This is a genomic window from Streptomyces sp. NPDC102441, from assembly GCF_044765585.1.
Taxonomy (GTDB): Bacteria; Actinomycetota; Actinomycetes; order Streptomycetales; family Streptomycetaceae; genus Streptomyces.
Genome location: NZ_JBIWKH010000017.1, coordinates 114191 through 139147 on the forward strand (window position 1 = coordinate 114191; position 24957 = coordinate 139147).

A 24957-nucleotide genomic window follows, 5' to 3' on the forward strand; every position below is an offset into this window, starting at 1 on the left:
TGGTGCGTAGGCGACGTTTTCCAGGGCCGGTCCCGCTCAACTGCGTTCCCGGCGTCAGTTGAACGGGACGGCCGCGGGCATCCCCTGGCCGCGGGACCGGCTCGCGGCAGGTGCGCGGAACCAGTCGAGGGTGTGCATGAGGCCCTCTTCCACCGGCGTCCGGGGGGCCCAGCCGAGCTGGGTCCGGGCGGCGGTGATGTCCGGGCAGCGCAACTCGGGGTCGTCGACCGGTCGGTCGACGAAGACGATGCGGGACGCGGAGCCGGCGAGGTCGCGGATGGTCTGCGCCATCGCGAGGATGGTCGTCTCCTGCGGGTTGCCGAGGTTGACGGGGCCCGCCAGGTCGGACCGAAGCATTCCGACGATTCCGGTCACCAGGTCGTCCACATAGCAGAACGACCGGGTCTGCATACCGTCCCCGGCCACGGTGAGCGGTTTTCCGGCCAGGGCCTGAGTGATGAAGGCGGGAATCGCCCGGCCGTCGTCGCCGCTCATCCGCGGCCCGAACGTATTGAAGATTCGCACGATCGAGGTGTTGACACCGTGGGTGCGTCGATAGGCCATCGTGAGCGCCTCCGCGAAGCGCTTGGCCTCGTCATAAACGCTCCGCGGGCCGATGGGGTTGACGTTGCCCCAGTACGACTCGGACTGCGGGTGGACGCTCGGGTCACCATAGGTCTCACTGGTGGAGGCGAGCACGAACCGGGCACCTTTGTCCCTGGCCAGATCAAGCGCGTGGAATGTGCCGAGGGAACCGGCGCGCATAGTCTCCAGCGGCCGGCTCAGATATGCCGGCGGGGAGGCGGCCGAGGCGAAGTGCAGCACCGCATCGACATCGCCCCCTACGTCGATGCCCTCGGAAACGTCCGCCCGGACGATCGTCAGTCCGTCCTGCGGGCTCCACCGCTCCAGGTTGTGCGGGCTCCCGGTGCTGAAGTCGTCCAGGCAGACCACTTCGGCGCCGGCCCGAAGAAAATGGTCGCACAGATGCGATCCGAGGAAGCCGGCTCCACCTGTGATGATGACGCGCTTGATCTTCAACGGTCTCTCCTCCAGAAGGGTTCTGTTGCCAAGGGCGTGTCATCGGGGAATCCGACCGGGCGTCACCGCCTGCCGGGAGAGCTGGGCGAGGATCGTGTCGAGGTTGCGATGGATGGCGAGGGTCTCGTCGAGCGGCATGACGGGTGATTCCGCTTCCCCCGCCCTCAAGCAGCGGGCGACCTCCTCCGCCTGGTAGGCGTAGCCGTTGCCGAGTACGTCGATGCGGAAGGTCTCGGGATCCTTGCCCTTGCGGTGCAGCACCAGGGTGTGCGGCGAGAAGAACGGCGAGGGCACCTCGATCCGGCCCTCGGTCCCGGTCACCACCGCGGTCCACGGAGAGTCCGAGATGAGGTTGCAGTGCAGCAGCGCGAGGGCGCCGGAGGCGTATCCGAGAAGGATGCCGGTGTTTGCATCGACACCGGTCGGAGCGGTGGAGGCGGTCGCCTTGATCGACTCCGGTGCGCCGAGCAGCATCCAGGCGAAGTACAGCGGGTAGACGCCGAGGTCGAGCAGGGCGCCGCCGCCGAGTTCGGGGGACCAGTGGCGGTGCGCCGGGTCGTACGGCGAGATGAACCCGAAGTCGGCCTGGATGGCGGTGACTTCGCCGATCGCCCCGTCCGCCACCAGGGACCGGAGCCGACGGGTCAGCGGGTTGAACCGGGTCCACATCGCCTCCATGGCGAACAGACCCCGGTCGCGCGCGAGTGTGACCAGGCGCTGCGCGTCGTCGGCGTTCGTGGTGAACGGCTTCTCCACCAGTACGGCCCGGCCGGCTTCGAGGCCGAGAGTCGCGTGGGCGAGATGAGAGGTGTGCGGCGTCGCCACGTAGACCACGTCGACCTCGTCGTCGCCGGCGAGCTCCTCGTACGAGCCCCAGGCCCGTTCGATGCCGTGCCGCCGGGCGAATGTTTCGGCCGTTCGCTCGGTACGGGAGCCGACGGCGGAGACCGTGTGGCCGGGGAGGAGGAGCACGTCCTCGGTGAACCGCTGGGCAATCCATCCGGTACCGAGGATGCCCCACCTGAGAGGGGATTCCGTCATGGGCCCGACTCTACGGATGTGACCCTTATCTGTAACCGGTTGAACGGCTGCGCAGCGGGTCCGAACAACGGGGTTCCCTACGCTGCCGACTCGCATGCATTTCCAGAGAACGACCCATAGCCGACCACCATGGACTCACTCCATCGGCGATCGGCTTTACGGGTCTGTCGTATCAGACGGATCAGTCGGCTACGGCCCCGCCGATGGCGAACTCCTCGGTCATTGAATGCCGCCTCTGGGACAAATCGTCACCGAATGAATGACATAGATCGGCCAGCGCATGCATGATGTTTTCGGCCGAGTCGACACAATGGGCGGGCAGGAAATCAATGATCTTCTGCTTTTCCCGTGCGACGGTGGCACAGGAATCGAGCATGCGCAGCATGGTTCGCCCGGTCTCGCTGAGCCGGACCGTCGGGTCCCTCCGCAGCCTGTCCGAGAGCGCGAGGACCTCGGCCAGGGACGGCGGCGGCGGCCCTTGCGGGGAGTGGCACCGCCCGGACGGGACGCGGGCGGTCCTCTTCGCCTTCCCCCGCACTCCGGCAGGTACGGGGCCGAGCCCGCGCTGGATCCGGTCCCTCACGTCCGCCACTGTCGCCGGGGAGATCCCGACTTCCCGCGCGATGGTCCGCAGGGATGCCGAGGGGTCGACCAACAGCAGCTGGTGGGCGTGTTCGCGGCGGTGCGTGCTGTCGACCGGCCTCAACCGCCCGTCTCGGCCGATCCGCGCCTCCAGCGCGGGCACGTCGGTCTTCAGCTTCCTGCGGATCTCCGCGACCCTGCGGGCCGAGACACCGGCGAAGGAGGCCAGCGCCCGGTCGGACCATTCCGAGTGTGAGCTGAGTATCCGCTCAACAGCTGCCGCCCGATCCGCAGCCGTCAGCGGAAGTCCGTGTCGCACGTTGACGGCGATCGCTAAAAGGAACGCGTCCTGTTCGTCACCGTCGAACAACTGGGCCCGGATAGTGGTTCGACCGCGCATCTCCGCGGCCTGTACGCGGTGCATCCCGTCGATGACTCTCATCGTCGAACGGTGCACGACAATGGGAGGGAGCTCCGTTTCCACTTCCGCCAGAAGCCGGGCGTGTCCCATGTCCGTGCCCGCTACGCGTAAGAAACCCGTTCCGGTGAGCGAGGTCAGGGGTAATGACTGGACGGGGCCGTCATTCCACCCCGCCGTGCAGGGCGGAGTCAGGTAATCCGAATCGTCGTCCACGTGCGCCGCTACGCTCCCGATGCCGTCCAAGTGCGCTTCCCACCCCAGGGTTGTGTGGTCGGTTGTTGTGGTCGCCACGGAGAAACATTGCGCTCAAGCGGACGTGACCGTCCCCTATGATGTCGAGCCCCAGAGGATCGAAAGTTTCGAACTTATTGCGCAAAGTTTCTGTTGACGCTAAAGCGACCAGGCTCCGCAGTCAAGGGTGCGTACAGGGGAAGCGTGCAGGCCGCCCATGACGCCTCCGGCGTCCCCTGCCGGCCCACCTGTCACAACGGCCGAAACCCTTCCGGATCCCCCGGAGCACCGGTTCGGGGCTACGGCACTTCGCCGACCGCGAACCGCAGGCGATAATGTCGCCGTCTGGTCATGCTGATCGATGTGTCGCCGGATCACGTGGAGGGGTGGGCGGAAGAACTGGCCTCGGTCACCGAGGACAGCCGGTGCGAGTGCGTCGAAGTCCCAGCGCAGAGTCGCCCGTCAGGCCCGCCCGGTGAAGAACTGCCACAGCGACACGGTGGCGACAATCGCTGCCGGCCCTCGTGGATGGGAGCCCCCAGGTAGACCAGTGTTGCCGACAACAGTGCGCCCGGAGCCGACGCTGCCGTAGTGCTGCAACGCCGTGTGTGAACAAGGCCGGCCAGCTGGCCAACCGCACGAAGCTCGGCTCCCGCGGCGGCAGGCCCCCGAGCTTCGACAAGGCCGACTACCGCGAGCGCCACGCCGTCGAGTGCGGCATCAATCGCCTCAAGAGGCACCGCGCGGTCCCGACCCGGCACGACAAGCTCGCCGTCCGCTACGAGGCGACCGTGCTGGTTGCAGTCCTCAACGAGTGGCTGTGAGCCAGCCCGCCGCGGTGGTCGGCAGCGGTGATGAGCTGGTCGAGTCGGCGCAGTGTGTCGGTCATTTCCTCGACCCTGGCCGCGAGGTGGCCGCGTTCGGTGTGCAGCATGCGGCGCTGTGCGACGGTGGTGCGGCCGTGGTTCACGCAGGGCAGTAGTGCCGCGATGGAACGGCTGCTGAGGCCGGCCGCGTAGAACTGCTGGAAAAGGCGCACCACCTCAGGCTGTTGTGCCCGACGTACGGGGCTGACACCGGGCGTGGCGGTCGCGCATGACCTCACGCGCAGGACGATGCACGACTGACCAAGTTCCCTGCTCGGACGACAAAGTCCGAAGCCCACGATGTTCCTAAGGTCCATGGGTGAGGCCGGGGAGGGGCGTCACACACCCGCAGCCCGCAATGCCCTCCAACTAGCCCGAAGGAAACACACATGGCCGTCAAATCCAGGCGTTTCAAGGCAGTCCTGAGCACCAGCGTTATGGCAGCAGCTCTCCTGGGCGGCGGACTTGCCACTGCCCCCGCCGCCGCGGCGGCCGAACCGAGGCCAGGCTTCCAGATCTTCTACGGCGCCGACTGCGCCACGGCCTATCGGACGTACACGGGCCCAACCCGCACGGGGGAGATCCGCAAGGAGGCCTGGATCAATGACACTTTCAACGCCTCGTCGGCATCCTCGCCGGGGTATGGCGAGCGGATCTACGACAACGCGGCGTCAGCCCGAATCCAGCCCCGCACTCGCGTCGCGATCGTCGACTCGGCGGACAGGGTGTGGTGGGCGTCCAACAGCAGCTACTCCACGTCGCGATGTGTGAACTTGGCCTGGGGATTCGGGAACGTCAACATCCGTAATGACAACGACGAGTTCAGGGTCACCGCCTACAACACGCAGGTCTGACACAACTCGATGGCCGCAGGCGGTCCCGTCGGCACCGAAGCCGGGACGACGTCCCGGAGCGGCCTCTCCGATGCGGCATACCCGCCGTGGCGAGGGAGAACAGAAGTGGCCGCACCCTCAACGGCGCGGCCGCGCCTCTTCGACGCTCAGTTGGATTGTGCTGGGTCTCTACCGCGGGCGGGAGCCACATTGGCACTGGCTGGCAGCCTGGGCCATCTTGGTCACGCTGCTCATGAAGCTGTGTGTGATGACGAGAGGCGCCGGTCTTCCGTTCGTCCGCAACCAGCTCACCTCGGCGTGCAGGGCAACGATTCGAGCCTGCGCGGAAGCGCATGGCGCCAGCCACGCTCAGCGGCCGGAGAAGCTCTTCGCTGTGGGGACCGCGCTGCGCCGTCTCGAAGGGAACGTGATGCGAGCGCATCGCCGTTCGGGAACAGTCGCCTTCCTGTCTCCCCGGCGACGAGAGCTGAAGGCCCATGGTGGCCAGGTGGTGGCCAAGCTGCGCGAGGCGGAAGCTGCTCTGGATCACAGCCCCCAGGCCGAAGCGCTTAGCGAGATCGCCGGCTTGGTCGCGACGATCGCCGAACAGTATGTGGACGGATGCATTGGAGCGCTCCTCCCCAAGCCTTTGCTGGAAGGCAAGAAGCCGGTCCGCGACCGAGAGCTGCTACGGGTAGCCGCCGCAGTTGTGCTGATCGCTGGAGGCGTTGTCGGGTTGGCCTTCCTCGGCCTGCCGGACATGGCGATGGCTGCCGTAGGAACCGCCTGGTCCGTGTTGATACTCATGGCTTTGTTTGGCAGCAATTGGGCGAGCCACCTGCCCGTCTTCGAGCTCTTCAAGCCGGGCCCCTGATGGCCAGGCGAAATGAACAGGGTTCCTGGTGTTGACCATCTCGATGACGCTGACTTCGCGATGGGCGCAGCGACGAATGTGTGGAAGCCGAAGACTGCGGTGGCGGGTCTCGCGTCGCGCGATGTCGACCGCAAACAAGGCCCTGGTCTCCGACCAGGGCCTTCTTCGTGGAGCGGGTGACGAGAATCGAACTCGCGCTCCGAGCTTGGGAATCAACGGCTCTTGGGCAGTCAAAGTGCCTTTGACCTGCAGGTTTGTCCGGGTGGGGCGAGGTTGGCGCGGTCTCTGGCCACGGCTCTTGACCGCTGTTGTCCGCTCCGAAGGGCACGGATGGGGCACGGTCGCTGAGGTCTGAGCAGCCTGATGTGCATCCTGCTGAGCGCCCGGTCTCTATGCAGCCATCAGTCTTCGTGCGGAGCTTCCAGCTCCTGGAGGCGTTCGCCGATCTCGTCGCCCCATGCCTGTGCCCACTGTCGCAGCCCGGTGATTGCTTGCTCGTCGAGCCCGTAGGCGGCGAATTCTGTGTCGTCGATCCAGTCGGCTCCGCCCAGTCGTGCTTGAAGCTCGCTCAAATCGAAGGAGTCGCGGGCATGGCGCCGTCCGAGCTCCTCCAGCTCGACATGGCTCCAGCGGTTCGCAGCGGCCTGTACGTCGATCAGGTCCCTGGCGAGTCCGCGGTCGGCCAGTGCGCGGACCTTGGTCCCGACGACATCTTCGAGGGACAGCACCAAGCCGTGCTCGGTATGTACGGGCGGCTGCCAGAGTGCTTCCTTGAGGATGTCGACCTCGCACACTTCACGGCTCGCGGGGTCGGTGACGATCAGGCGGGCGGAGAGAGGGTCTGTTTCCAGAGCACTGACCTGCCATCCGCGCTGTTCCAGGCCCGTTCGCACGGAAGCGGCAATGTCTTCCATACGATCGGGGTTCTCGGTCGCGACGTCGAGGTCCTGGCTGAGCCGATCGACCAGGCCGTGTGCCTGGACCGCGTAGCCGCCGGTTAGCGCCAGAGGGTAAGAGAGCCGCCTGCGGCGAGAACGTCTGCAAGCAGGCGACGGTGAAGGTCGGTGAGGTTCACGCAGCGGCCCGGGTGCTGTGGGCGAGTTCGTGGAAGGAGCGTTCCCAGACTTCACGGACATCACGGCTGATCAGTGTGCGCAGTGTGGGCCACAAGCTGACGAGGAGGCCGCGATCGAGATACCGGACCAGATCGTCGTGCTGGCCCTCGGCCAGCACGATGCGGTAGTAGCTCATCCGCAGCCGGGGCTGATCGAGATCGAACCTGGTCAGTCCCGACCACGCCAGGTGCAGTGGCAGGCTCACCGTGCCGTGCTCGGGGCCGGCGAGCTCGGAGAGTGCTGCGGGCAGACGCCGGGCGAACTTGGCGCGGCGGAGATCGGAAAGGCTGGGCTGTGATGCCATACGTCGATTATCCAGGGAGAGGCCGCCGAAGCCGACTGCACGGTGACGAGGTGCCGCATACAAAGAAGCCCCCGGCCGCTGGCCTGGGGCTTCTTCATGGAGCGGGTGACGAGAATCGAACTCGCGCTTTGAGCTTGGGAAGCGCTTGCGCTGCCATAGTGGCTCTGACCTGCATATTTGGCTGGATCAGGTGAGGTCGGCGAGGGCTCTGGGCGCCGGATCTGACCGCTGTTGTCCGCTCTGAAGGGCACGGAGGGGGCACGTCGACGGATGGTCATCAAACTGAGGTTTTGTGCTGGAGCGGGTGACAGGAAATGGGAGCCGCCCGTGGTGCAGACGTCAGGCCCAGAAGGCTTCGGTGACGACGATCTGTGGGTCGGCGTGGCGGCGCATGAAGGTGTAGATGAGCCAGCCGCGTCCACCGGCCAAGTCCACGATGTGGGGGCCACCGGGGCTCGTGGAGGCCAGCGGGCGGACAGTCATCCAGTGGGGGAGCGAAGCATCGGCGTCGATTCCCCGAAAGTACGGGTCTTCGGCAGTGACCAGTTCCGCACGGGCACTCATGACCAGGTCACTGCCTTCGGCGGGCATGTTCTGGAAGTCGTGTTGCGCCTGCTTCGTCCAGTCCATTTGCCAGGGCGGCCGGAGTGGTTCGTCGGTCACTCTCCCGGCTTCCTCTCAGCGGCTTCGTGCCGGAGGCGGCTGTACTCCTCCAGAAGCCGGATGGACTCCTCGGGGTCCTCGGACTTGGCGGCGCGGGCTTCGAGGTCGCGAAGGTGCGAGTCGAGGACGGGATTCCGAGCGATGGCGTACTGCGTCCACCACAGGCGCATGAAGGCCGGCACCGGGGTGATGTTGAAGGCGTCGCCGATGACGCGCTTCCAGTGAGCCTCAAAGTCCGGGAGGAGGTGCGGAGTGTGTTCCTGAATCGCCAACCGAAGTGCTTGAGGCGTGCGTTCGGGCATGGGCGGCAACCGCAGGGGTTCCCCCTCGTACCCATCGAAGTGGAGTGCATGGGCGGGCATGGTTCGGGCTCCTTGGTATGGAGGGTGGGTCAGGCCGCCTCGTGCCGGTCCTCGTGCGACTGTTGCTGACAGGCCATCTGCTCGAACCACTCGGCGGGCACCAAGTAGGCGACCGTCTTCCCCTTGCGGGTGATGGCGGCGGCCTCACCGGCGATCCGGGTCCGGTCCAGGATTTCACCCATCCCCTTGCGCAGGTCGATGGTTGTGTACGTCTTCGTCTCCATACGCTGAAGCATACAACAACTATCATAGTTGACATATGTGCTCGGGGGGTGCCGGAGACCGGGAGGAGTCGACGGACGCGCCGGGTGCAGAACGGGCATGCAGGGCACTCGATAGCACTTGAGTAGCAACAAAGCCCCGGGCTGTCGGCCCGGGGCTTTGAGGTAGTGCTTCATGGAGCGGGTGACGAGAATCGAACTCGCGCTCTGAGCTTGGGAATCAACGGTTCTCGAATGGCCAAGATGGCCCTGACCTGCATGTTTGGCGCGGCCGGGCAAGGTCGGTGTGGTCTCTGGGCACCGGGCTTGACCGCTGTTGTCCGCTCCGAAGGGCACGGATGGGGCACGAACGCGGTCACTGCAGGGAAACGGCCCTTGGCGTGTCACGCCCAAGCGGTGATGAGGTCGTCGGGGGTGAGGCTGAGGATGCCGTTAGCGCTGCTTCCGCTGCGGGCGACGGCGAGCAGGGGAGTGGCGTCGTCGGTGCCGGGCAGTTGGGAGCGGTGGGTGACGAGGCGGGCGAGGTCGCGGTTGTCGAAGGGTTTGTTCTCCAGCCATTTGATGGATCCGACGAAGGTGATCTTCTTGGCGATAGGAGATCGGTCGGCGCCGACGAGGTCGATTTCAGGGTCGTTGGTGCGGGTCCAGTAGCCGCCGATCACGTTGGTGGCCTCGGGCAGCCGGTCGTCGGTCAGGCGCCATAGGGCCTCGCGGATCACAGGTTCGACGGCGCGGCCCCGCCAGGACGTCCAACTGGTGCGGATCGATTCGAGTACACGGTCACCACGCCCGCGCTCGATCATGGGGATGCCGGGGCCGATGAAAGAGAGCCAGAAGCGCAGGTATGGATCGGCGACGCGGTAGCGGCTCTCGCGGCTCGGCCTGGTGGACAGCGGAAGGTCGGCCCCCACCATGCGTCGGCTGGTGAGGAGCTCCAGGGAACGTTTCAGAGAGCCTGGATTGAGGTCGCCGGCTGCCCGGCCGATCAGGGTGAAGGTGCGTTCCCCGTGTCCGATGGCACTCAGCACGGTGCGGGCCTGTGCCTCTGTGGGGAACTCGGCGGCCAGAGTGCGCTCGCCGCTGACGAGGAGGGCGGACGTCGGACGGGCCAGCGCCTGCTCCAGGTAGTCCCAGAGGGTGGCACCCGGAGGCCATTCCTCAAGGACGAGCGGGAGGCCGCCGGAGACCAGGAAGGCGTCGAACGCCTCAGCCGGCGGGAGGTCGAGCATGGCGGCGACCTCGGTCGGATTGAGCGGAGGTACGACCATCTCGGTGCCGCGCTGGTAGAAGGGGCGACCGTAGGTGTTCAGCTGCTCCATCATCGCGATGTCCGAGCCGATGAGGACGAGCAGTACGGGGAGCTTGGACAACGTCCGGTCGAATGCCTTCTGTAGCGCGCCCTCGAAAGCGGGGTCCTCGCGCACGAGGTAGGGCATCTCGTCGAGCACGACCACGCTGGGCGTGTCCTGAGGCAGGACACTCGCGAGCAGGCTCAAAGCCGCGTCCCAGGTCTGCGGGGTGGCGAAGTCCGCGATGCGGCCGGCGTCGGGGAGCGGAGAGACGGCGAGCTCGGCGGCGAAGCCTGCCAGGTCCTCGGCCTTCGAGCCGCCTACTGCGGTGAAGAAGACATGAGGAAGCTCGGAGCGTTCCAGGAACTCCTCCACGAGCCGGGACTTGCCGACGCGTCGCCGGCCTCGGATCAGTACGGCGCGCCCGGGCCGCCCGCTGCGTCCGCCGGTCCGTACAGGAGCTAGTAGGTCATCAAGAAGGCCGAGCTCCGTACGACGCCCAACGAATCCGTTCACAGGTTCCACCTCGCCGATCGTTCATTCTCTGCAGGGTAGGTTACTTTCCTAAATGAAAGTTGCGCAAATGCAATGCTTCCTGCGCGGTTGTTGCCGACGTCCCGTGAGACTGGGAGAAGATCAAGGCTGGCTTGCATGCGGTGGGCCCGTGTCATGGCTCGCCGACTCGCCGGCACCCGAGGGCGATCGACGGTCAGTGGCGGCACCGGGTGTCGGACGGTGTGCGTGGGAGGGCTGCGTCCGCACGCCTCCGGCAGTCGACGCATGCCGACGCGTCAGACCGGACTCGCCTTGCAGATGTTGTTGGAAGCCGGGCTCGGGGCGTGATGGCCGGACGGAAGAGCGCTGAACAGCGGGAAGAGGGTCAAGGCGCAGAGGTGGTACGGGATGGTCAGGCCGGCCCGAACAGCAGGAAATCCCCCGGCCGCTGGCCCGGGGCTTTTTCATGGAGCGGGGTGACGAGAATCGAACTCGCGCTCTGAGCTTGGGAATCAGCGGTTCTTGGGCGGTCGAAGGTGCTCTGACCTGTGTCTTTCCGTTGGGCGGGACGGTTGATTGTGGTCCCTGGATGCCGCACCTGACCCCTGTTGTCCGCTCTGTTGGGCACGGATGGGGCACGAGAGCTGGCATTGCGACGCGTGCTCCGGGCGGGCGGACTGGTCACAGGGGGATGATGCGGACTTGGTTGCCGCAGAGCTTGGTCATGTCATCGCTGTCGGACGTCAGCAGGGCGACGGGCTTCGGCTGGCGCAGCGCGACCTCGGCGACCGTGGCGTCGATGGCGTACTTGTGCCCGTGCAGTCCGGCACCTTTGAGCAGCTCCGCTGCCGCTTTCGCCGCCTGCTCGGTGACCGGCTCCACCTTGATGCGGGACAGGGCCCAGTTCAGGCGGGGCATGTTGGTACGGGGGTGGGTTACTTCCACGATGGTGTTCGCCCCGATCACCAGGTCGGCTCCCATGTCGTGGAAGACCTGAAGCATCGCGAGGAGCTTGCGGTCCTGCGCGATCCAGGCGGAGAGTCCTTCCGAGTCCAGGACGACGGTTTCGATGCGCTCGCTCACGCGGCGTCCGCGCCCTTGGAGGAGTTGGTGGCGCCGAAGATCTTCGAGTGGGCCTCGGCGAGCTCCTCGTCGCTGAAGCCTCCATGCTCCTCCTCGTGCCGGCGAAGGTCGTCGCCCAACAGTTGGTGCCGGATCTGGCGGGCCACGGCTTCCGCTACATAGCCGGAGACGTTGTCCGTGAGCTTGCGGAGCTCCGCCACCTGGTCGCTGGGAAGTGTGACGGTGATGCGAGTCGTTGAGGACATACGGCAAGCATACTGGAGTATGCACACGCTTGCTCGGGTCTCTGGCCCCTAGCCTTGACGCCCGCTGTCGCGTGCTCCGAGTGGAGGCGTGGGGGCCGCGCCGTTGGACGGCAAATAAAAGGGCCCCAGTCATTGGCCAGGGCCTTCGTCATGGAGCGGGTGACGAGAATCGAACTCGCGCTCTGAGCTTGAGAATCACTGATCGCATGAGAGCGATAGAGCTGCTGGCCTGGGGAAACGCCTCCATCTAGGGTGAGCTGAGTAGCGTCAGAATGGTTCGTGGTGACCGCTGTTGACCGATCATTCTGGTGCCAGTCTGGTGCGCTGGAACTCGTTCTTGACGTGCCTGGGAGGAGTGGTGGTTTGCCGTGGCTGCCCGACCCATCTGACGCGTGACTGGCGCGTGGCCAGAAGTGCGTAGATGGGCCAGGCCCGGCGAAATCTTAGCCGGATACCTCGTCGATCCGACGCTCCCACTCATCAATAACGGCCTGTCCGTCCATCACCTGCTGCACCGCACCTCTCATCTTTCCGATCAAGGGGCGCATTGACTTACTCAAACCTGAGACGCCTTGCAGAGAATCCGAGAACTCTTGGAATGATTCCATGTTCCTTCTTCCGTTCTGGGCGAGTTCGCGGACCGTTTTGAAGAACTCTTTGGCCTGCTCGGATTCGGCGGTCTCCGCTCCCTCAGTTTCGACTTGGCGAATGATCCCGAGGACTCCAGGGTCGATTTTCACCAACTCGGTGGAGTACTGTACGCCGAGATCTTCCATTCTCTCGACGGGTTCCTTAATTCGTTCAGCCAGTTGGTGGGTGGCTCGAAGACGGCCTGCGAAGCCGGCGCCGCGGGAGTCGGACCTTTCCATCTCGGCCACGGCTTCCGTGGTGGCGTCGCCGATCACTTGGATCGTTTCCGAAAATTCGGTCATTGTTTCACCCCACCTGGGCAGAGCTGCTTCTGCTTCCGCCATCAGTTCGAGCATCCCAGGTTCTTCCTCTGGGTCTGGTTCCTCCGTCAAGGTGACGGGCGGAGGCTCGACCTCTGCAGCGCGTTCAAGGATTTCGACCAAGCGCCCAGCCAGGCGGTGCACGGCCTGGCGATATTGGGGTGAATTTTCGTCCTCTAGGCGAAGTTGCGTCCAGTCCTCGTACTGCCTTCTGGAGATAAGTGCCATGACCTCATCGGGAACGGTGTCTTTGTGGATGCCGGGCACATCGATATACATGATCGGGAGCAAGAGCTCGTCGAGCCCCAAGCTGGCCGCGTGGCCCGAAAACGTTAGAACCTCTCTGCGGCATTCTTCGCTCTTGAAGAACCGAGGAGTGATGATGGGCATGAAGAAGGTTGAACCAGTGAGTGCGCTGTCGATCCTGTTGCGCCACTCGTCACCCCACTTGATGTCCTCCTTGTCCAGGAAGACGTGGAGTTCCTCGGCGGTGATAGCTTCGAACTCGTTGGCGATTCTAGTGGCAAGTCGCCTGATCCTTCCTTCCTCGCTCTCATCGTCGCGGTGGGTGTAGCTCCAGAACCCGGCGGCGCCGCTGCTTGCAGTCATATGTGAACGTTAAATGGCATGAGGGCACTTTTCAGAGGGTTTCGGATCATCGATCATCGATCATCAGATCTGGTGGAGGGCCGTGCAGTACATGGATGATGTGACGATGGACTTTGCTTCAACTGCCGTGCTGGCTCCGATGTTCACAGGCGGAGCGGCGATCATCGTGGGCGTAGTCACGCGCTGGACGCAGCTGGGCCTCGCCCGCGACCGCGTGCGTTGGGAGGCCCGCCTGGAAGACGCCCGATTCCATGCGACTCGCTTCGAATCTGCCCAAGATCATTTGACGAAGGCTGCTGACGCTGCCAACCGATACCTGGCCTCTGTTGGTTCCATCGACCTCGCGGCGTTCGAGGAGCGGGAGCCGTACCTGTTTCCCATCCTTGATTCCCTGAGCCGAGCAAAGGCGGAGATAGGCGCGCTCCCAGACTTTGAGGGAGCGGCCCAAGTTCGCGCTTGCTTGCTCATGTTGGACAAGCTGCTCACCGAACCCGCCAACGCTGGCAGGACATTTGAGCTGTGGGATGAGGTAGGCATGGGGGAGGCTGTGGCTCATCTCAGTAGAGCTCGCAGTTCAGTGATGCAGCAAGTGATTGCTGATGCATCACTCTCACCCTGGAGATTTGGGCGCGCTCGAGGGAGCCTCAGGTAGGCGTCGCAATCCCTAAATTTGGGACTGGCGCTGCGCAGCTAGATATTCGGCGACCAGAGTGTGTGGCAGGCGTCCTGCCACACTCACCGGGCGCCCGGTGCTGCGTGCCCATGCTCGAACCTGAGACGGAAGGGCAGCGGCGATCGCGGATTTCTCTACTTCCGCGTGGCCTGTCGCCACTTGAATTGGGAGGTCAGTCGTACGTGGCCCGGGTGCGGGAAGATTCGGGATGCCTCGTTCGATAACGTCAGCCAGGCAGCGAAGTCGCGCAGCAACCAGGTCAGGCGCAGACGTTGCCAGATACTCACCCGACTTCGAAACGTCAGCTCCTCTGACCAGGGGACTGGAGAGGAAGTCGAGGGCCGATTGGATTTCGGATGGATCCAACGCATTCTCCTTCCTCGTACGCCAAATGTCGCGTACGGTCAGCGCGCCACCACTGTACTCAATATCCTTTTCGTCGTTTCCGCTCTCCCATAGGGAATGGGCCACTCGGTGGACAGACTCCAGGGCGCGTTCTGCTGCATCCCACTCATCCACGAACGTAGAGGTGCTGTTGCCCTTCACGGCAGTGACGATGCGGAAGAAGTCTCGTGGCAAAAGCCTGATGTGCTCAGCCCGAATGAGCCAACAGTAAATCTCCTCTGCGGTAATCAACGGGATACCCTTGTCTTTTGCCCATCCGGGTAGGCGACCCCCAAATCCGGGACCAATAATGACAACTTGCTCCGCACGGTGATGCCTTCGGTGTTCCTCCAGCGCGTCGAATTTCACATCGTCCTCATCGACGATTCCTGCCCCGTCCGTCTTTGCCTCCACGATTACGCGCCGACGTTCGGTCGGTGAATTCCAAAAATTAAGGCAGAGGTCTGTCCTCTTAGGGCCGCCAAAGCGTTCGACTTCGAGTCCGAGCGATCCGAAGCAAGCCGCCAAAGCTTTTTCGAACCTTGCTGGACTTGTGCTGTCAGTAGCCGCCTCGACTACCTCACGAGCCAGCGTCTTGAAGGTGGGCGTCGTGTTCGTAGACGGCATGGCCTCAGAGCCCGATTCGCCGACCCGAGTTTCGAGCGGAGCGATCTCCAATGTAGGCATTGACGCTGCGAGGGCCCGCCCGAGTGCGGTGATGGAATAGGAGGTGTGGGTGATCCTCTCGGCCAGTCCGGCCTCTTGGAGCAGGAGCAGTCTCTTGGAAACTTCGGCGCGACTGATGGGATTTGCTGGAAAGTTTTTTCTTAGCCATTGGAATACGGCACTGGTCTCACCGCCATGAGGTAGCGCATGCAGCACCTCTCCAACCATCGATACTTTGGTGTGCAGGATGCGTACCAGATCGATAGCCTGATCCGCCGAGAGCCATTCCAGGCAGATCTGGCTAGGAGCGTAGGTTCGGGGGCCAGTTTGTTCGATCAAGCCCAACAAGCGCAAGGAATGCAGTGAGGCCTCAGCGGACGACTCTTTCACGTCCAATTGTTCGGTGCATAGTGCCAGGAATGAGGGGCGTTCTACTTCAGGTGACATCATATTGACGATGGTTCGGATAGCCGCTACGGAGGATCCGCCGGCGATGTAGCCAATCTGCGGCTTTCTGGCTGTCAGGACGTTTTGGTCTAGTCGCTGGATCTCGCCAGCAAGGAGAGGTCCTGGGTCGTCTAGTGAGGCACTCTCGATGTTATTTTTCCGGAGCCCGGGGAGGTCATTAGGGTTAACGATCGCCAATTCCTGGCAGACGCGAATTCCGAGATCGGTCAAGATGAGTCGGTTACTACCCTGCCAGAGATCGGCCAATCCAGCTGCGCGAAACCAGGTTGTGCGCCTCCTGACCTGGTCAAGTGTTGTCCATTGGAGTTGGTATAGGTCTCGTGCCGCCTCATTTAGCTCGCCATGGGTCCGCCCTTCGCGAAGTAGGGAAAGGGCCTCTCCGATGAACTTGACATTCGCATGAAAAACTTGAATCAAGTAGGTGAAATCGCGTTCTTCGAGAACATGTGCGCCCTCGGGAGTTAGGGACGTGTAGCCCTTCCTGTCGGGCCGGTGCACCAGACCGCAAGACCCCATGGAATGCAGTGCGTTTCGTACGGTAGTTTCAGTTCCCGTGTGTTCCCATGCGAACGGACGGTCGACAGAGCCGTCACTCCTGATGCTCTCCAACAAGCTAAATAGGCCATCCATGATTTGATCTAGGTTTCCGGGGATCCAAGGGACGCCGCCGGACCGATGCCGCCAACCGCGGGGCCGAAGGCCGTCCAATCCTTCACTGAAAAGATCATTCATGGGATCGCACCAATACTTGAGGGGTTCACGAATGCATGCAACTGCGTGGACGTTAGCATGAATGAACGCGTTACGGCTTCAGGTGCATTAAGGCGATAATCATGAATAGGGGGCTGTCCAGGTGTTCGGGTGCGGAACTCGTATGCCTGCCTGCTTACCTGCTTGCGAATGCGTTCGGTGCTGCGGAATGGGGCTGTAAGGCCGGAGGTTTACGCGCATGTTTTGGAGGGTCCTGGACCTTCCCGTAGCGGATGACCTCGGTGTAGCGCAGGAAGTCGCCCGTGCCGCGGTGGGGCTGCCGGGTGCGTCCGGTTCTACGATCTCTGACATGCTGGCCGCGCCGTGGCGGCCCACTCTGGGGCCACGTCGAGGACGCGTCGGTGCAGGCCGGCCAGTTCTCGGAGAAGGTCGCGTCGAACTACTGGCCCTCTGATCTTGAGCGGCAACAGGAGGCCGCGACCCGACTCGATGATCTTGTGCAAGCTGTGCGTGAGCAGTCGCACGGCGGGCAGGCGGAGCCCTCTGATTGGGATCTGGAGCAGGGTGCTTCCAGGCCGTGCAGCTTGTTCCGGCCGTGCTACTTGCGCAACCGAGGAGCGCGTGGCGAGCCGCCTTGTGCTCCGAAGGCATCCGGCGTGGCTCGTGCTCGCACATGGCCGTCGGCCGCCCCTGGCGTGGGGCGGCCGACGGCGGGTCCGGAGGTTGTCAGGCAGATGTGGCGGCCTTGCGGCCCCTGCGCGTCCGGCGGTGGAGGATCTCGTCGAAGGTGGTGCGGGTGCCCGTGGGGTCGATGTAGTGCATCGCCAGGAGGGCCGCGATGACGGCGCCGACCAGGTCGTTCTGGACCTCGGACCAGGTGTGGTCGTCGCCGCAGGTGGTGAGGCCCTTCAGGCCGTGGAGGGCGTGCATGGCCTCGCCGGCCTCTTCGGCGACCTTGCCGACCTGGAGGGCTTTGAGCTCCTCGTCGGGGAGATGGGCGCCGGCCGCTCGGCAGACGGTGGAGAGCTTCTCGATGTTGTCCCACAGGGTGTCCACGTCGGACCTCCGATCGATGGGTTCGGCTATTCCTGTGCGGGTCGTCCGAGCTGGCCCACGGTCCATCCGGCCATGCGCCAGGCGTCGGCGTCGATGAGGTTGCGGAGGTCGACGAGGACCGGGTCCGCGACCAGTGGAGCGAGGGCCTTGGGGTCGGCCTCTCGGAAGTGGGGCCACTCGGTGGCCAGGACGATCAGTTGGGCGCCCTGGACGGAGTTGTCGAGGGCTTCGGCGTAGTCGAGCTCCGGGTGCCGACGCAGGGCCGTGGGCACGGCGTGCGGGTCGTGGACGGTGACGGTCGCACCGCGCTGGTGCATGAGCGCGGCGATCGCCAGGGCCGGGGATTCGCGGACATCGTCGGTGCCAGCCTTGAAGGAAGCTCCCCAGACGGTGACGCGTACGCCGTCGACGGGGTGGCCAAGTGTCTGCTCGATGAGCTTCAGCGCAGCGGTGGGGCGGGATTCGTTGACCTGCTCTGCCGCCCGCAGGAGGGTCGCTGCCTCGGTGGCTCCGAGGGTGCTGGCTGAGGCTGTGAAGGCGCGGACGTCCTTCGGGAGGCAGCCGCCGCCGTAACCGGGGCCGGCGTTGAGGCCGCCGCGGCCGATACGGGGGTCGAGGCCGATGGCTTCGGTGAGCTGCTGGACGTCGGCTCCGGCGGCGGTACACATGTCGGCGACGCCGTTGATGAAGGAGATCTTCATGCCGAGGTAGGCGTTGGCGGCGCCCTTGATGAGTTCGGCGGTGGCGGGGTCGGTGACGAACAGCGGGATCCCGTTTGCCAGGAGAGGTGCGTAGACCTGGCGTACGGCGTCCTCTGCGCGGGCCGAGGGGACGCCTACGACGATTCGGTCGGGTCGCAGGGTGTCGTCGATGGCGTGGCCCTCGCGGAGGAACTCCGGGTTCCAGACGACCTCCACGTCCTCACCGGCCGGGGAGAGACGCGCGAGGAGTGCGCCGAGGTCGCGGGAGGTGCCGACGGTGACCGTGGACTTGCCGATGATCACGGTCGGGCGGGTGAGGTGCGGGGCGAGGGCGCGGGCGGCGCCGAAGACCTGGCCGGTGTCGTAGCTCCGTCCGTCCGCGTCGATCGGCGTGCCCACGGCGAGGAAGTGGACGTCCGCGAACTCGGCCGCCTCTTCGAGGCTGGTGGTGAACCGCAGTCGTCCAGTGGCGGTGTGGGTGGTGAGGAGTTCGGGCAGGCCGTCCTCGTAGATGGGGCACTCGCCGGCGTTGAGGCGGTCGATCTTTGCCTGGTCCAGGTCTACGCCGATGACCTCGTGGCCGATCTCGGCCATGGCAGCGGCGTGGGGGATGCCCAGGTGACCGCAGCCGATGACGGATACGCGCATGGGGTCGGCGCTCCTTTCCTTACCTCTCGCCCGCCCGGTGAGTCCGGGCCGGCCGGGTGCGTCACGCTAGCGTCACCCCCCGGCGCAACCCTCTTCGTGCAGGTGAATCAACCAGCGGGCCGTTTCAGGAGATTGACGAGTGCGGGCAGCGCCTCAGCGGCGGTTGCCCGGCATACCAGATCACCGTCCTGGGGCCCCTCCAGCGGGTACGGCATGAACTGGCCGTCGTGCCAGAAGCCCTCCGGATCCAGGTAGACGATCTGCATGCCGCGAGCACGGGCGCGAGCCTGGACCTTGCGTCGGTCGGCGTGCAGGCCGACGACGAGGAGTGCCTTGGCGCCGTCGACCCACTCGACATCGGGTACGGCCTGGTCGTAGCGGCGCATGAAACACTCGTCGAGGCCGGCGCGCGCGGCGAGCACGTCGAAGTTGTTGGTGATGACCGGGCCGACGAGGTGCCCGGCGTCCTTCAGTTCCTTCAGCGCCCACATGGCCGGAGTCGGCTCGGCCAGAAAGCAGGCACGGAACATTTCCACGAATTCCGCGGTCTTCTCCTCCGGCTCTGTCAGCACCTCATGGAGGAGCGTGTCCGCGGTCGGGGAGAGAGTGAAGCGATGCTCACGCGGCTCGTGGCCCTGGCGGTCGGTGACCCGGTAGATCTCGTGGAGCCGGTGCAGGGGCGGGATACCCGCCTCGACCGACGTACCGCATCCGATCTCCACCTGGAACGGTCGAAGGTTCGCGAGGACGGATAGGTCCGGCACGCGGGTCGGCGTGCCGGGGCGGTCCTTGAACCGGATTCCGGTGGAGAGCACGTTCCACGGCAGTTGCCGGACAGCGGGCGGCGGCGCGTAGGACACAGAGGCGATCTGCACGTCCAGGCTCCGGTAGCCGGCTGGAAGGGTGCGGCCCGCAGAGGCGTCCTGGGGGTGGACGTCGTGCTCGGTGATCCGGCACTTCAGATCCCGTCGGGTCCATAAGAATCCACCAGGAGCCTCCTTCCAGCCGCCAGTGGCGAGCGAATCCCACAGGGCGTCGTGGTGCGCGGCGACCTCGTCGGCTGGGGCGGACGCGGAGTGATAGAGGTACAGGTCGGTCAAGCCGATGGCCGGCGCAGCCGTGGTGGGCACCAGTCCGTACCGGTAGCGGTAGTGGATGATCCGCCGCCGTGCGTCGTCGGAGGCCGCCCAGCCGGACTGGCCGGCGGTGGCCTTCTCCTGGGTGCGGCGCCAGACGCCTTCCTCGATGTAGCGGGGGCGGTCGGCGTCGCCGAAGTACGTCTTCCAGACCTGCTGCTGGTCGGGGACGAGCTGGTCGATGACGATGTACGGGATGTCCATGGTCCCTCCCTGGGGAATCACGCGTGGATGTTCCAGATGGCTGACGAGGTGCAGGCCGTCCCGCTCCGGGCAGCCGAAGCCGCGCTGAGCGGGGCGGTTCTTCAGCGCCGCTCGACGAGAGAGCAGCGTGGGAGGCTCCGGCGGTCGAGCGCGGGCAGACGGCGGCGGTGCCGGGAGCGGCCTCAGCGGTCGGAGGGCAGGCTCGCGTCCGGTGCGACGGCGGTGGGCCGATGGCCAGCTCCTTCAAGGAGCGGGCCGGCGTGCTCACGCAGGGCCCAGGCCGGTCCGACCAGGCCGGCGACGGCCAAGAACGTGAGCGCGATTCGACCTCCGTGGTCGGCCCGTGCGGTTCTGGACGCGGCGATTCGGGCATGGCGGCGCCGTGCCCCGGTCACGAGGTGCCGCCGAGGGCGCGTTCGTGTGCATCCAAGAGGCGGCTGGTCTGCGCGTACAACCGCTCCAGCTCCGCCGTGGTGAGGATGAGGGCGCCATTGAGGGTCGAGCCGTCATCGAAGTGGAACTCGACGGGAACCGACCCTTGCCGGGCCCTCGGGTCGTAGACCGCGTCCCGGCCGGCCAGCAGCGTCGCGTGGGTGGCCTTCACCGGCACGGGCCTGAGCGTCGTCCCGTCAGCGGGCGCGGACCACTGGGTCCCGCCCCCGGGAGGGCGCAGGTGGTAGGTCGTGGCGGAGCCCTCACCGGGGAGAGCGACCACGACCCCCACACGGTCCTCGCGGGCGCTGTCGGTGGCGAGGTCGCCGAGCTGGGGAAGGAAGGGAGCTGCGGTACCTAACCCGGATCCCTGCGAGGGAAGGTGGGGAGAACGTCGTCGCGTCATGCCCTGAAGTTAGGGACAGGGCAACCCTCGAATATGAGCCGGAGGAATACGACCCCTATCCGTCCAGGTGAAAGCGGTCGGACATGCGCCGCAGCTTCTCCCGCGTGGCTGCTCGTTCCGCGTAGACGATGCTGCGAAGCGTCGAACGGGCGATGGGGTGGTTCCGTACGAGCTGGGGCGCGATCCGCTCGGCTGTCTCCAACTCGGCCAGGGCCTTGCCCCGGTTCCCGTCCCACAGCCAGGCGCGCGCGACGTCCATGTGGTGGTGTCCCTGACGGGAGTTGGGCAGCGAACCGACCAGTCCCGGGCTGGTACGGCGGTTTATCTCCAGCGCCTTGCCCTGCTTGCCCATCTCCAGGGCCACGCTGATCGCGTGGATCTGCACGTTCCCGGCGGAGAACGTCAGCGAATGCCGGTCGTACACCGGTGCCCCGACATACGCGTCCATGCGCTCGGCGGCGGCCTTCGCGTGTCCGATCCGGTCCTCGGCCTCCGAGGCGCGGCCGGCTCGGGCGGCAGAGACCGCAGCCCGTAGCTGCAGCGTGCCCCAGGCCCGCACGGCCAGCGGCTCGCCACGGTCGTACTCCTGCTCCACCGAGGTGATCGCCTTGTCCGAGAGCGTCAGAGCGTCGGCCCAGTCAGCCGTCGCCCACATGTCCCAGACCCTCATCCAGTCGGCGACGGCGGGCAGCACCGGATCTCCCGACAACCTGGCTGACCAGGCGGCCCGCTCGCAGGCCATGGCGACCAGTTCGGGGTGCCCGAGGGAGTGGGCGGCGGTGTGTGCGAACTTGCAGCACACGGCGTAGATGGCGTACGCCTCCTCCCGCTCGTGCCCCTCCGACTCCTCAGCCAGGGCGCGCGCCTCGCGGAACAGGTCCGGGAGAACGCGGAGAATCGCCACGTTGGAAGCGGTGTCCCGCAAGCGGTGCAGTCGGGTCACCTCACGCCACAGCTGTGGTGCGGGCCGCGGAGCCCCGTCGAAGACGGGGACGAGGTCGTAGCGGCGCAGCTCGCGCAAGATCGACGAGGCGGCAACCTGCCACTGGTTGTCGTCTGGGGAGCTGCTGTACGGCCGCCCGATCAGGTCGTTCGGATGGACATGCAGCTCTGCGGCCACCTGGTTGAGCAGCCCGACCCGGTCCAGCTCGATCAGGCCGCGCTCCATCTTCGATACCCAGCCCTGCGACTTTCCCAGGGCCATCGCCAGGTCGGCCTGCGGCATACCCAACCGCAACCTCGCCCTGCGGACGCGCTTGCCGATCTCCTCGGCTTCCTCCAGCATCAGGACACCTCCCGGCCGCCGGACGATCCGGCGCGATCGCCGGTCTGTCCGTACAGAGTTCGTCTCCAGCACGGTACCCATGACGCGGCTTGCGCGTGAGTCCCGCTGTCTGGACAGGGGTGCCACAGCAGTGTTCCCTGCTTCGCCATGAAGGGCCGACACGAGGCAGGGGGACTTTTACCCTATCGGCGACCGGCCGGTCCGAGCCAGGTGCCCAGTCCTCCGCCGTTGCTGCTCCACGACAGCGGATCATGTTGATGAGGAGCACACCACGTCGCATTTCGCCGGAGGCATCCAGTGACCGTCGTGACCGTCTTGCACCCGGGATCGATAGGCGCGGCGGTCATCGCGGAGTTACTGATCGTTTCAAAATGGGCTCTTGGTTTAACGTCTCGACCGAGACCGCGCTCAGCGGGCGATGGAACGGGGCGCCCCGGTTGGTGCGTTGGCTCGACAAGTCTCTGGGAGGAGAACCGTGTCGAGATTGAGCTTCCCGTCGGCGCGGGCGGTCGGACGCGGGGCGGCCTGGTACCGCGGGGACTGCCACGTCCACTCCCTCCACTCTGACGGGGAACTCACCCCCGAAGAGTTGGCCGTCCGGGCGCGGTCGGCCAGGCTCGACTTCATCGCGACGACGGAGCACAACTCAGCCGCGGCCCCGGGTGTCTGGGGGCATCTGGCCGCCGATGACTTCTTGATCATTCTCGGCGAAGAGGTGACCACGAAGACCGGGCACTGGCTCGCGCTCGGCCTCGATCCCGGCGAGGTCGTCGACTGGAACCACCAGGTCAGGGACGGACTGGTGGACAAGTGCCTGGACCAGGTCCACCGAGCAGGGGGCGTGTGCGTGGCCGCACACCCGCGTGCGCCCTACCCCTCGGGCGACTTCATGTTCCCCTTCCTTGGCTTCGACGTGGTGGAGGTATGGAACGGACTGTGGACTTCGGACCGGCCCTGGAATGCCGACAACGAGGCGGCCCTGGCCGAATGGGGGCGGAGCCTCGCGACGGACCTTCGCACGGGCTCGTGGCGGCCGGCGATGGGCAACAGCGATACCCACTTGGAAGGGCAGATCGGGATCCCTCACACCGTGGTCTTCGCTGAGGAACTGAGCACAGAGGCAGTGCTGGCCGGGATCTGCGCCGGCCGCAGCTGGATCGCCGAGTCGGCGGATGTGGACGTGTCGTTCACCTCCCATGCGGCCGGCCGCGTTGCCGGGGTGGGCGAGCGGCTCGCGACTCAGGGTGGGCAGGTGGAAGTGCATGCGGCAGTACGGGGTGTGCCGGCGGGGACCGTCAGCTTCCACACCGATCGAGGAAAGGTCCACCGAGCCCCCCTCCCCGATGACGGGCCGGGAGCGGTGCAGTGGGACACGACAGCGGAGCAGTCAGCGTTCGTCCGCATCGAGGTCCGACATCACAGCGGGCACGTCGCCGCACTCACCAATCCGATCATCTTCAACTGACCGCTCATATTATCGTGCGGTCCGCAGGCGGCGGAGGCACATGAGGCTGCATGCCAGTTCGAGCAAGCCCTGATGAAGGTCGGCGCGTCGTTCGTAGCGAATCCGGAGTCGTTTGAACTGGTGCAGCCAGGCGAAGGCCCGTTCCACCACCCAACGGACTTTGCCGAGCCCTGAGCCGTGGACGACGCCGCGTCGGGCGATCATTGGCTTGATGCCGCGCTTCCACAGCAGGCGGCGGTATTTGTCGAAGTCGTAGCCCCGGTCGGCATACAGGTGCCGCGGCTTACGGCGAGGCCGTCCTCGTAGCCCCCGGATCGGCGGGACCGCGTCGAGCAGCGGCAGCAGCTGGGTGACGTCGTGGCGGTTGCCGCCGGTGAGCGTGACGGCGAGCGGGGTTCCATGCCGGTCGACTATCAGGTGGTGCTTGGAGCCGGGCCGGGCGCGGTCGACTGGCGAGGGGCCGACGTGATCCCCCCTTTTAGGGCCCGGACATGCGAGCCGTCAACAGCGCAGTGCTCAAGATCCAGCAGGGCGGCGCGGCGAAGCTCGGTCAGCAGGGCTGCGTGCAGGCGCGGCCAGACACCGGCCTCGGTCCAGTCTCGCAGGCGATGCCAGGCCGTCACCCCGGAGCAGCCGACCGCTTCAGCCGGGACATCACGCCAGGCGACACCAGTCCGCAATACGTACATCACCCCGGTGAGGGCCGCCCGGTCGGGAACACGCAGTCGCCCGGGGTGGCGGCGGCGCCGCTCAGGAGCGGGTGGCAGGAGCGGAGCCACGCGCTCCCACAGGTCATCTGGAACAAGATCAGCACGCACTCGGACACCTTGCCGACCAAGATCGCTAGATGTGAGACCCGCGGTTGAACTCATTCTGAAACGATCAGTTAGGGCACGTGGAGGGCACGCAACCCACACTGCGTCTAGGAAACGACGAACCCCCAGGCCGTTGACCTGGAGGTTCGTGGAAGAGCGGGTGACGAGAATCGAACTCGCGCTCTGAGCTTGGGAAGCTCATGTTCTACCATTAAACTACACCCGCGAAGCGCGCCGGTGATCGGCTGTGCATCGTCCCACACTGTACCCCATCGCAGGCCCCCGGCGTGTTCGCCGTGGGGCCCCTGTGTCGTTCCGGGGGGTGGACGCGGGTGCGGGTGGGGTGAGTTGGGGGCGTAGCGTGGGTGGACGGAGTGCCGCCTGGAGTGGCGTCCCGTTCATCCCCTAATGTGGCGGTCTCGTCCAAGGCTGGTTGGGGAAGGGACTTGATGGAGTCGATGGAGCGCACCGTCGTCCGCTGTGCCGAAGGGCACGTTTTTGCTACCTCGTCGTTCCCGATGCAGCAGCTCGGGTCCGAGCGGATCGGACCCGGGCGGCTCATCCGCTGTCCACGTTGTGCGCGGCTGAGGCAGGCCGTTCCTGTGGCGTTCGAGGAGCGTTAGCGGGCGGCAGGGGTCCGAGGCAGGCACGCGCGGGGCGGTCCGGTTGGGGTCGGCTCGCG

General features: G+C 65.6%; 24 protein-coding genes, 1 tRNA gene and 1 pseudogene. 5 read left to right on the top strand and 21 right to left on the bottom strand.

Going from position 1 to position 24957, the window contains the following annotated elements:
* Positions 1-54: 54 nt before the first annotated feature.
* The 3 genes from ACIREO_RS32190 to ACIREO_RS32200 form a co-directional block, all read right to left on the bottom strand.
* Entirely contained in the window at positions 55-1041 is a 987-nt protein-coding gene (locus ACIREO_RS32190; RefSeq protein WP_404116595.1) for a UDP-glucuronic acid decarboxylase family protein, read from the bottom strand.
* A gap of 39 nt (positions 1042-1080) precedes the next feature.
* Positions 1081-2082 (bottom strand): Gfo/Idh/MocA family protein, encoded by a 1002-nt coding sequence (locus ACIREO_RS32195; RefSeq protein ID WP_404116597.1) that lies wholly within the window; start codon positions 2080-2082, stop codon positions 1081-1083.
* Between the two features lie 181 nt (positions 2083-2263).
* On the bottom strand, positions 2264-3175 hold the full coding sequence (locus ACIREO_RS32200; RefSeq protein WP_404116742.1) for a ParB/RepB/Spo0J family partition protein: 912 nt from the start codon (positions 3173-3175) through the stop codon (positions 2264-2266).
* Positions 3176-3924: 749 nt separating this feature from the next.
* Here ACIREO_RS32200 and ACIREO_RS32205 point away from each other — a divergent pair.
* Complete coding sequence (locus ACIREO_RS32205) at positions 3925-4140, top strand: hypothetical protein (protein ID WP_404116599.1); 216 nt, start codon at positions 3925-3927, stop codon at positions 4138-4140.
* Here the strand turns inward: ACIREO_RS32205 and ACIREO_RS32210 are convergent.
* Entirely contained in the window at positions 4095-4355 is a 261-nt protein-coding gene (locus tag ACIREO_RS32210; RefSeq protein ID WP_404116601.1) for a hypothetical protein, read from the bottom strand. The genes ACIREO_RS32205 and ACIREO_RS32210 overlap by 46 nt on opposite strands.
* 216 nt (positions 4356-4571) lie before the next feature.
* Here ACIREO_RS32210 and ACIREO_RS32215 point away from each other — a divergent pair, with 216 nt between their 5' ends.
* Complete coding sequence (locus ACIREO_RS32215; protein ID WP_404116603.1) at positions 4572-5036, top strand: hypothetical protein; 465 nt, start codon at positions 4572-4574, stop codon at positions 5034-5036.
* 217 nt (positions 5037-5253) lie between these two features.
* Positions 5254-5889 carry a hypothetical protein gene (locus tag ACIREO_RS32220; RefSeq protein WP_404116605.1) on the top strand — a complete coding sequence of 212 codons (636 nt, stop codon included), beginning with the start codon at positions 5254-5256 and terminating at the stop codon, positions 5887-5889.
* A 401-nt stretch (positions 5890-6290) separates the two neighbouring features.
* On the opposite strand, the pseudogene ACIREO_RS32225 reads toward ACIREO_RS32220, so the two are convergent.
* The 9 genes and pseudogenes from ACIREO_RS32225 to ACIREO_RS32265 form a co-directional block, all read right to left on the bottom strand.
* A pseudogene (locus ACIREO_RS32225) lies at positions 6291-6964 on the bottom strand (nucleotidyl transferase AbiEii/AbiGii toxin family protein).
* Entirely contained in the window at positions 6961-7308 is a 348-nt protein-coding gene (locus ACIREO_RS32230) for a transcriptional regulator (protein WP_404116607.1), read from the bottom strand. The pseudogene ACIREO_RS32225 and the gene ACIREO_RS32230 overlap by 4 nt, the downstream one beginning before the upstream one ends.
* Positions 7309-7647: 339 nt before the next feature.
* Positions 7648-7971, bottom strand: a complete 324-nt coding sequence (locus ACIREO_RS32235) for a hypothetical protein (protein ID WP_404116609.1) — start codon at positions 7969-7971, stop codon at positions 7648-7650.
* Entirely contained in the window at positions 7968-8333 is a 366-nt protein-coding gene (locus tag ACIREO_RS32240; protein WP_326737202.1) for a hypothetical protein, read from the bottom strand. Before ACIREO_RS32240 ends, ACIREO_RS32235 begins: the two co-directional genes overlap by 4 nt.
* A gap of 29 nt (positions 8334-8362) precedes the next feature.
* Positions 8363-8557: a type II toxin-antitoxin system Phd/YefM family antitoxin gene (locus ACIREO_RS32245; RefSeq protein WP_404116611.1), complete on the bottom strand. Its 195-nt coding sequence runs from the start codon at positions 8555-8557 to the stop codon at positions 8363-8365.
* 380 nt (positions 8558-8937) lie between these two features.
* Positions 8938-10359: an ATP-binding protein gene (locus ACIREO_RS32250; protein WP_404116613.1), complete on the bottom strand. Its 1422-nt coding sequence runs from the start codon at positions 10357-10359 to the stop codon at positions 8938-8940.
* Positions 10360-11019: 660 nt separating this feature from the next.
* Positions 11020-11421, bottom strand: a complete 402-nt coding sequence (locus ACIREO_RS32255; protein ID WP_124277768.1) for a DNA-binding protein — start codon at positions 11419-11421, stop codon at positions 11020-11022.
* Complete coding sequence (locus ACIREO_RS32260) at positions 11418-11666, bottom strand: type II toxin-antitoxin system CcdA family antitoxin (protein ID WP_329043579.1); 249 nt, start codon at positions 11664-11666, stop codon at positions 11418-11420. Before ACIREO_RS32260 ends, ACIREO_RS32255 begins: the two co-directional genes overlap by 4 nt.
* A gap of 443 nt (positions 11667-12109) precedes the next feature.
* Complete coding sequence (locus ACIREO_RS32265) at positions 12110-13225, bottom strand: toll/interleukin-1 receptor domain-containing protein (RefSeq protein WP_404116615.1); 1116 nt, start codon at positions 13223-13225, stop codon at positions 12110-12112.
* A gap of 82 nt (positions 13226-13307) precedes the next feature.
* Between ACIREO_RS32265 and ACIREO_RS32270 the strand changes: the two genes are divergently transcribed.
* The gene (locus tag ACIREO_RS32270; RefSeq protein WP_404116617.1) at positions 13308-13877 is read left to right on the top strand and encodes a hypothetical protein; all 570 of its coding nucleotides are present in this window, start codon (positions 13308-13310) and stop codon (positions 13875-13877) included.
* A gap of 12 nt (positions 13878-13889) precedes the next feature.
* On the opposite strand, the gene ACIREO_RS32275 is transcribed toward ACIREO_RS32270, so the two are convergent.
* From ACIREO_RS32275 to ACIREO_RS32300, 6 genes are all read right to left on the bottom strand, one after another.
* Positions 13890-15914, bottom strand: a complete 2025-nt coding sequence (locus ACIREO_RS32275) for a hypothetical protein (RefSeq protein ID WP_404116619.1) — start codon at positions 15912-15914, stop codon at positions 13890-13892.
* 939 nt (positions 15915-16853) lie between these two features.
* On the bottom strand, positions 16854-17183 hold the full coding sequence (locus ACIREO_RS32280; protein WP_404116621.1) for a MazG-like family protein: 330 nt from the start codon (positions 17181-17183) through the stop codon (positions 16854-16856).
* 26 nt (positions 17184-17209) lie between these two features.
* Complete coding sequence (locus ACIREO_RS32285) at positions 17210-18532, bottom strand: UDP-glucose dehydrogenase family protein (protein ID WP_404116623.1); 1323 nt, start codon at positions 18530-18532, stop codon at positions 17210-17212.
* A gap of 107 nt (positions 18533-18639) precedes the next feature.
* A complete protein-coding gene (locus ACIREO_RS32290; protein ID WP_404116625.1) occupies positions 18640-19872 on the bottom strand; it encodes a hypothetical protein in 1233 nt (410 codons plus the stop codon).
* A gap of 391 nt (positions 19873-20263) precedes the next feature.
* Complete coding sequence (locus tag ACIREO_RS32295; RefSeq protein ID WP_244167327.1) at positions 20264-20587, bottom strand: hypothetical protein; 324 nt, start codon at positions 20585-20587, stop codon at positions 20264-20266.
* A gap of 178 nt (positions 20588-20765) precedes the next feature.
* Positions 20766-21995, bottom strand: coding sequence for a helix-turn-helix domain-containing protein (locus ACIREO_RS32300; RefSeq protein WP_404116627.1), 1230 nt, complete (start codon positions 21993-21995; stop codon positions 20766-20768).
* Between the two features lie 475 nt (positions 21996-22470).
* Here ACIREO_RS32300 and ACIREO_RS32305 point away from each other — a divergent pair, with 475 nt between their 5' ends.
* Positions 22471-23460, top strand: coding sequence for a CehA/McbA family metallohydrolase (locus ACIREO_RS32305; RefSeq protein ID WP_404116628.1), 990 nt, complete (start codon positions 22471-22473; stop codon positions 23458-23460).
* A gap of 9 nt (positions 23461-23469) precedes the next feature.
* On the opposite strand, the gene ACIREO_RS32310 is transcribed toward ACIREO_RS32305, so the two are convergent.
* Both ACIREO_RS32310 and ACIREO_RS32315 read right to left on the bottom strand, forming a co-directional pair.
* Positions 23470-24278, bottom strand: a protein-coding gene (locus tag ACIREO_RS32310) for an IS5 family transposase (protein WP_404116629.1) whose coding sequence is annotated in 2 segments (ribosomal slippage) — positions 23470-23949 and positions 23952-24278 — 807 coding nt in all. Because the reading frame shifts where the segments join, the coding sequence is not laid out codon by codon here.
* 152 nt (positions 24279-24430) lie between these two features.
* Positions 24431-24501: transfer RNA gene (locus tag ACIREO_RS32315), tRNA-Gly, on the bottom strand.
* Positions 24502-24957 lie beyond the last annotated feature (456 nt).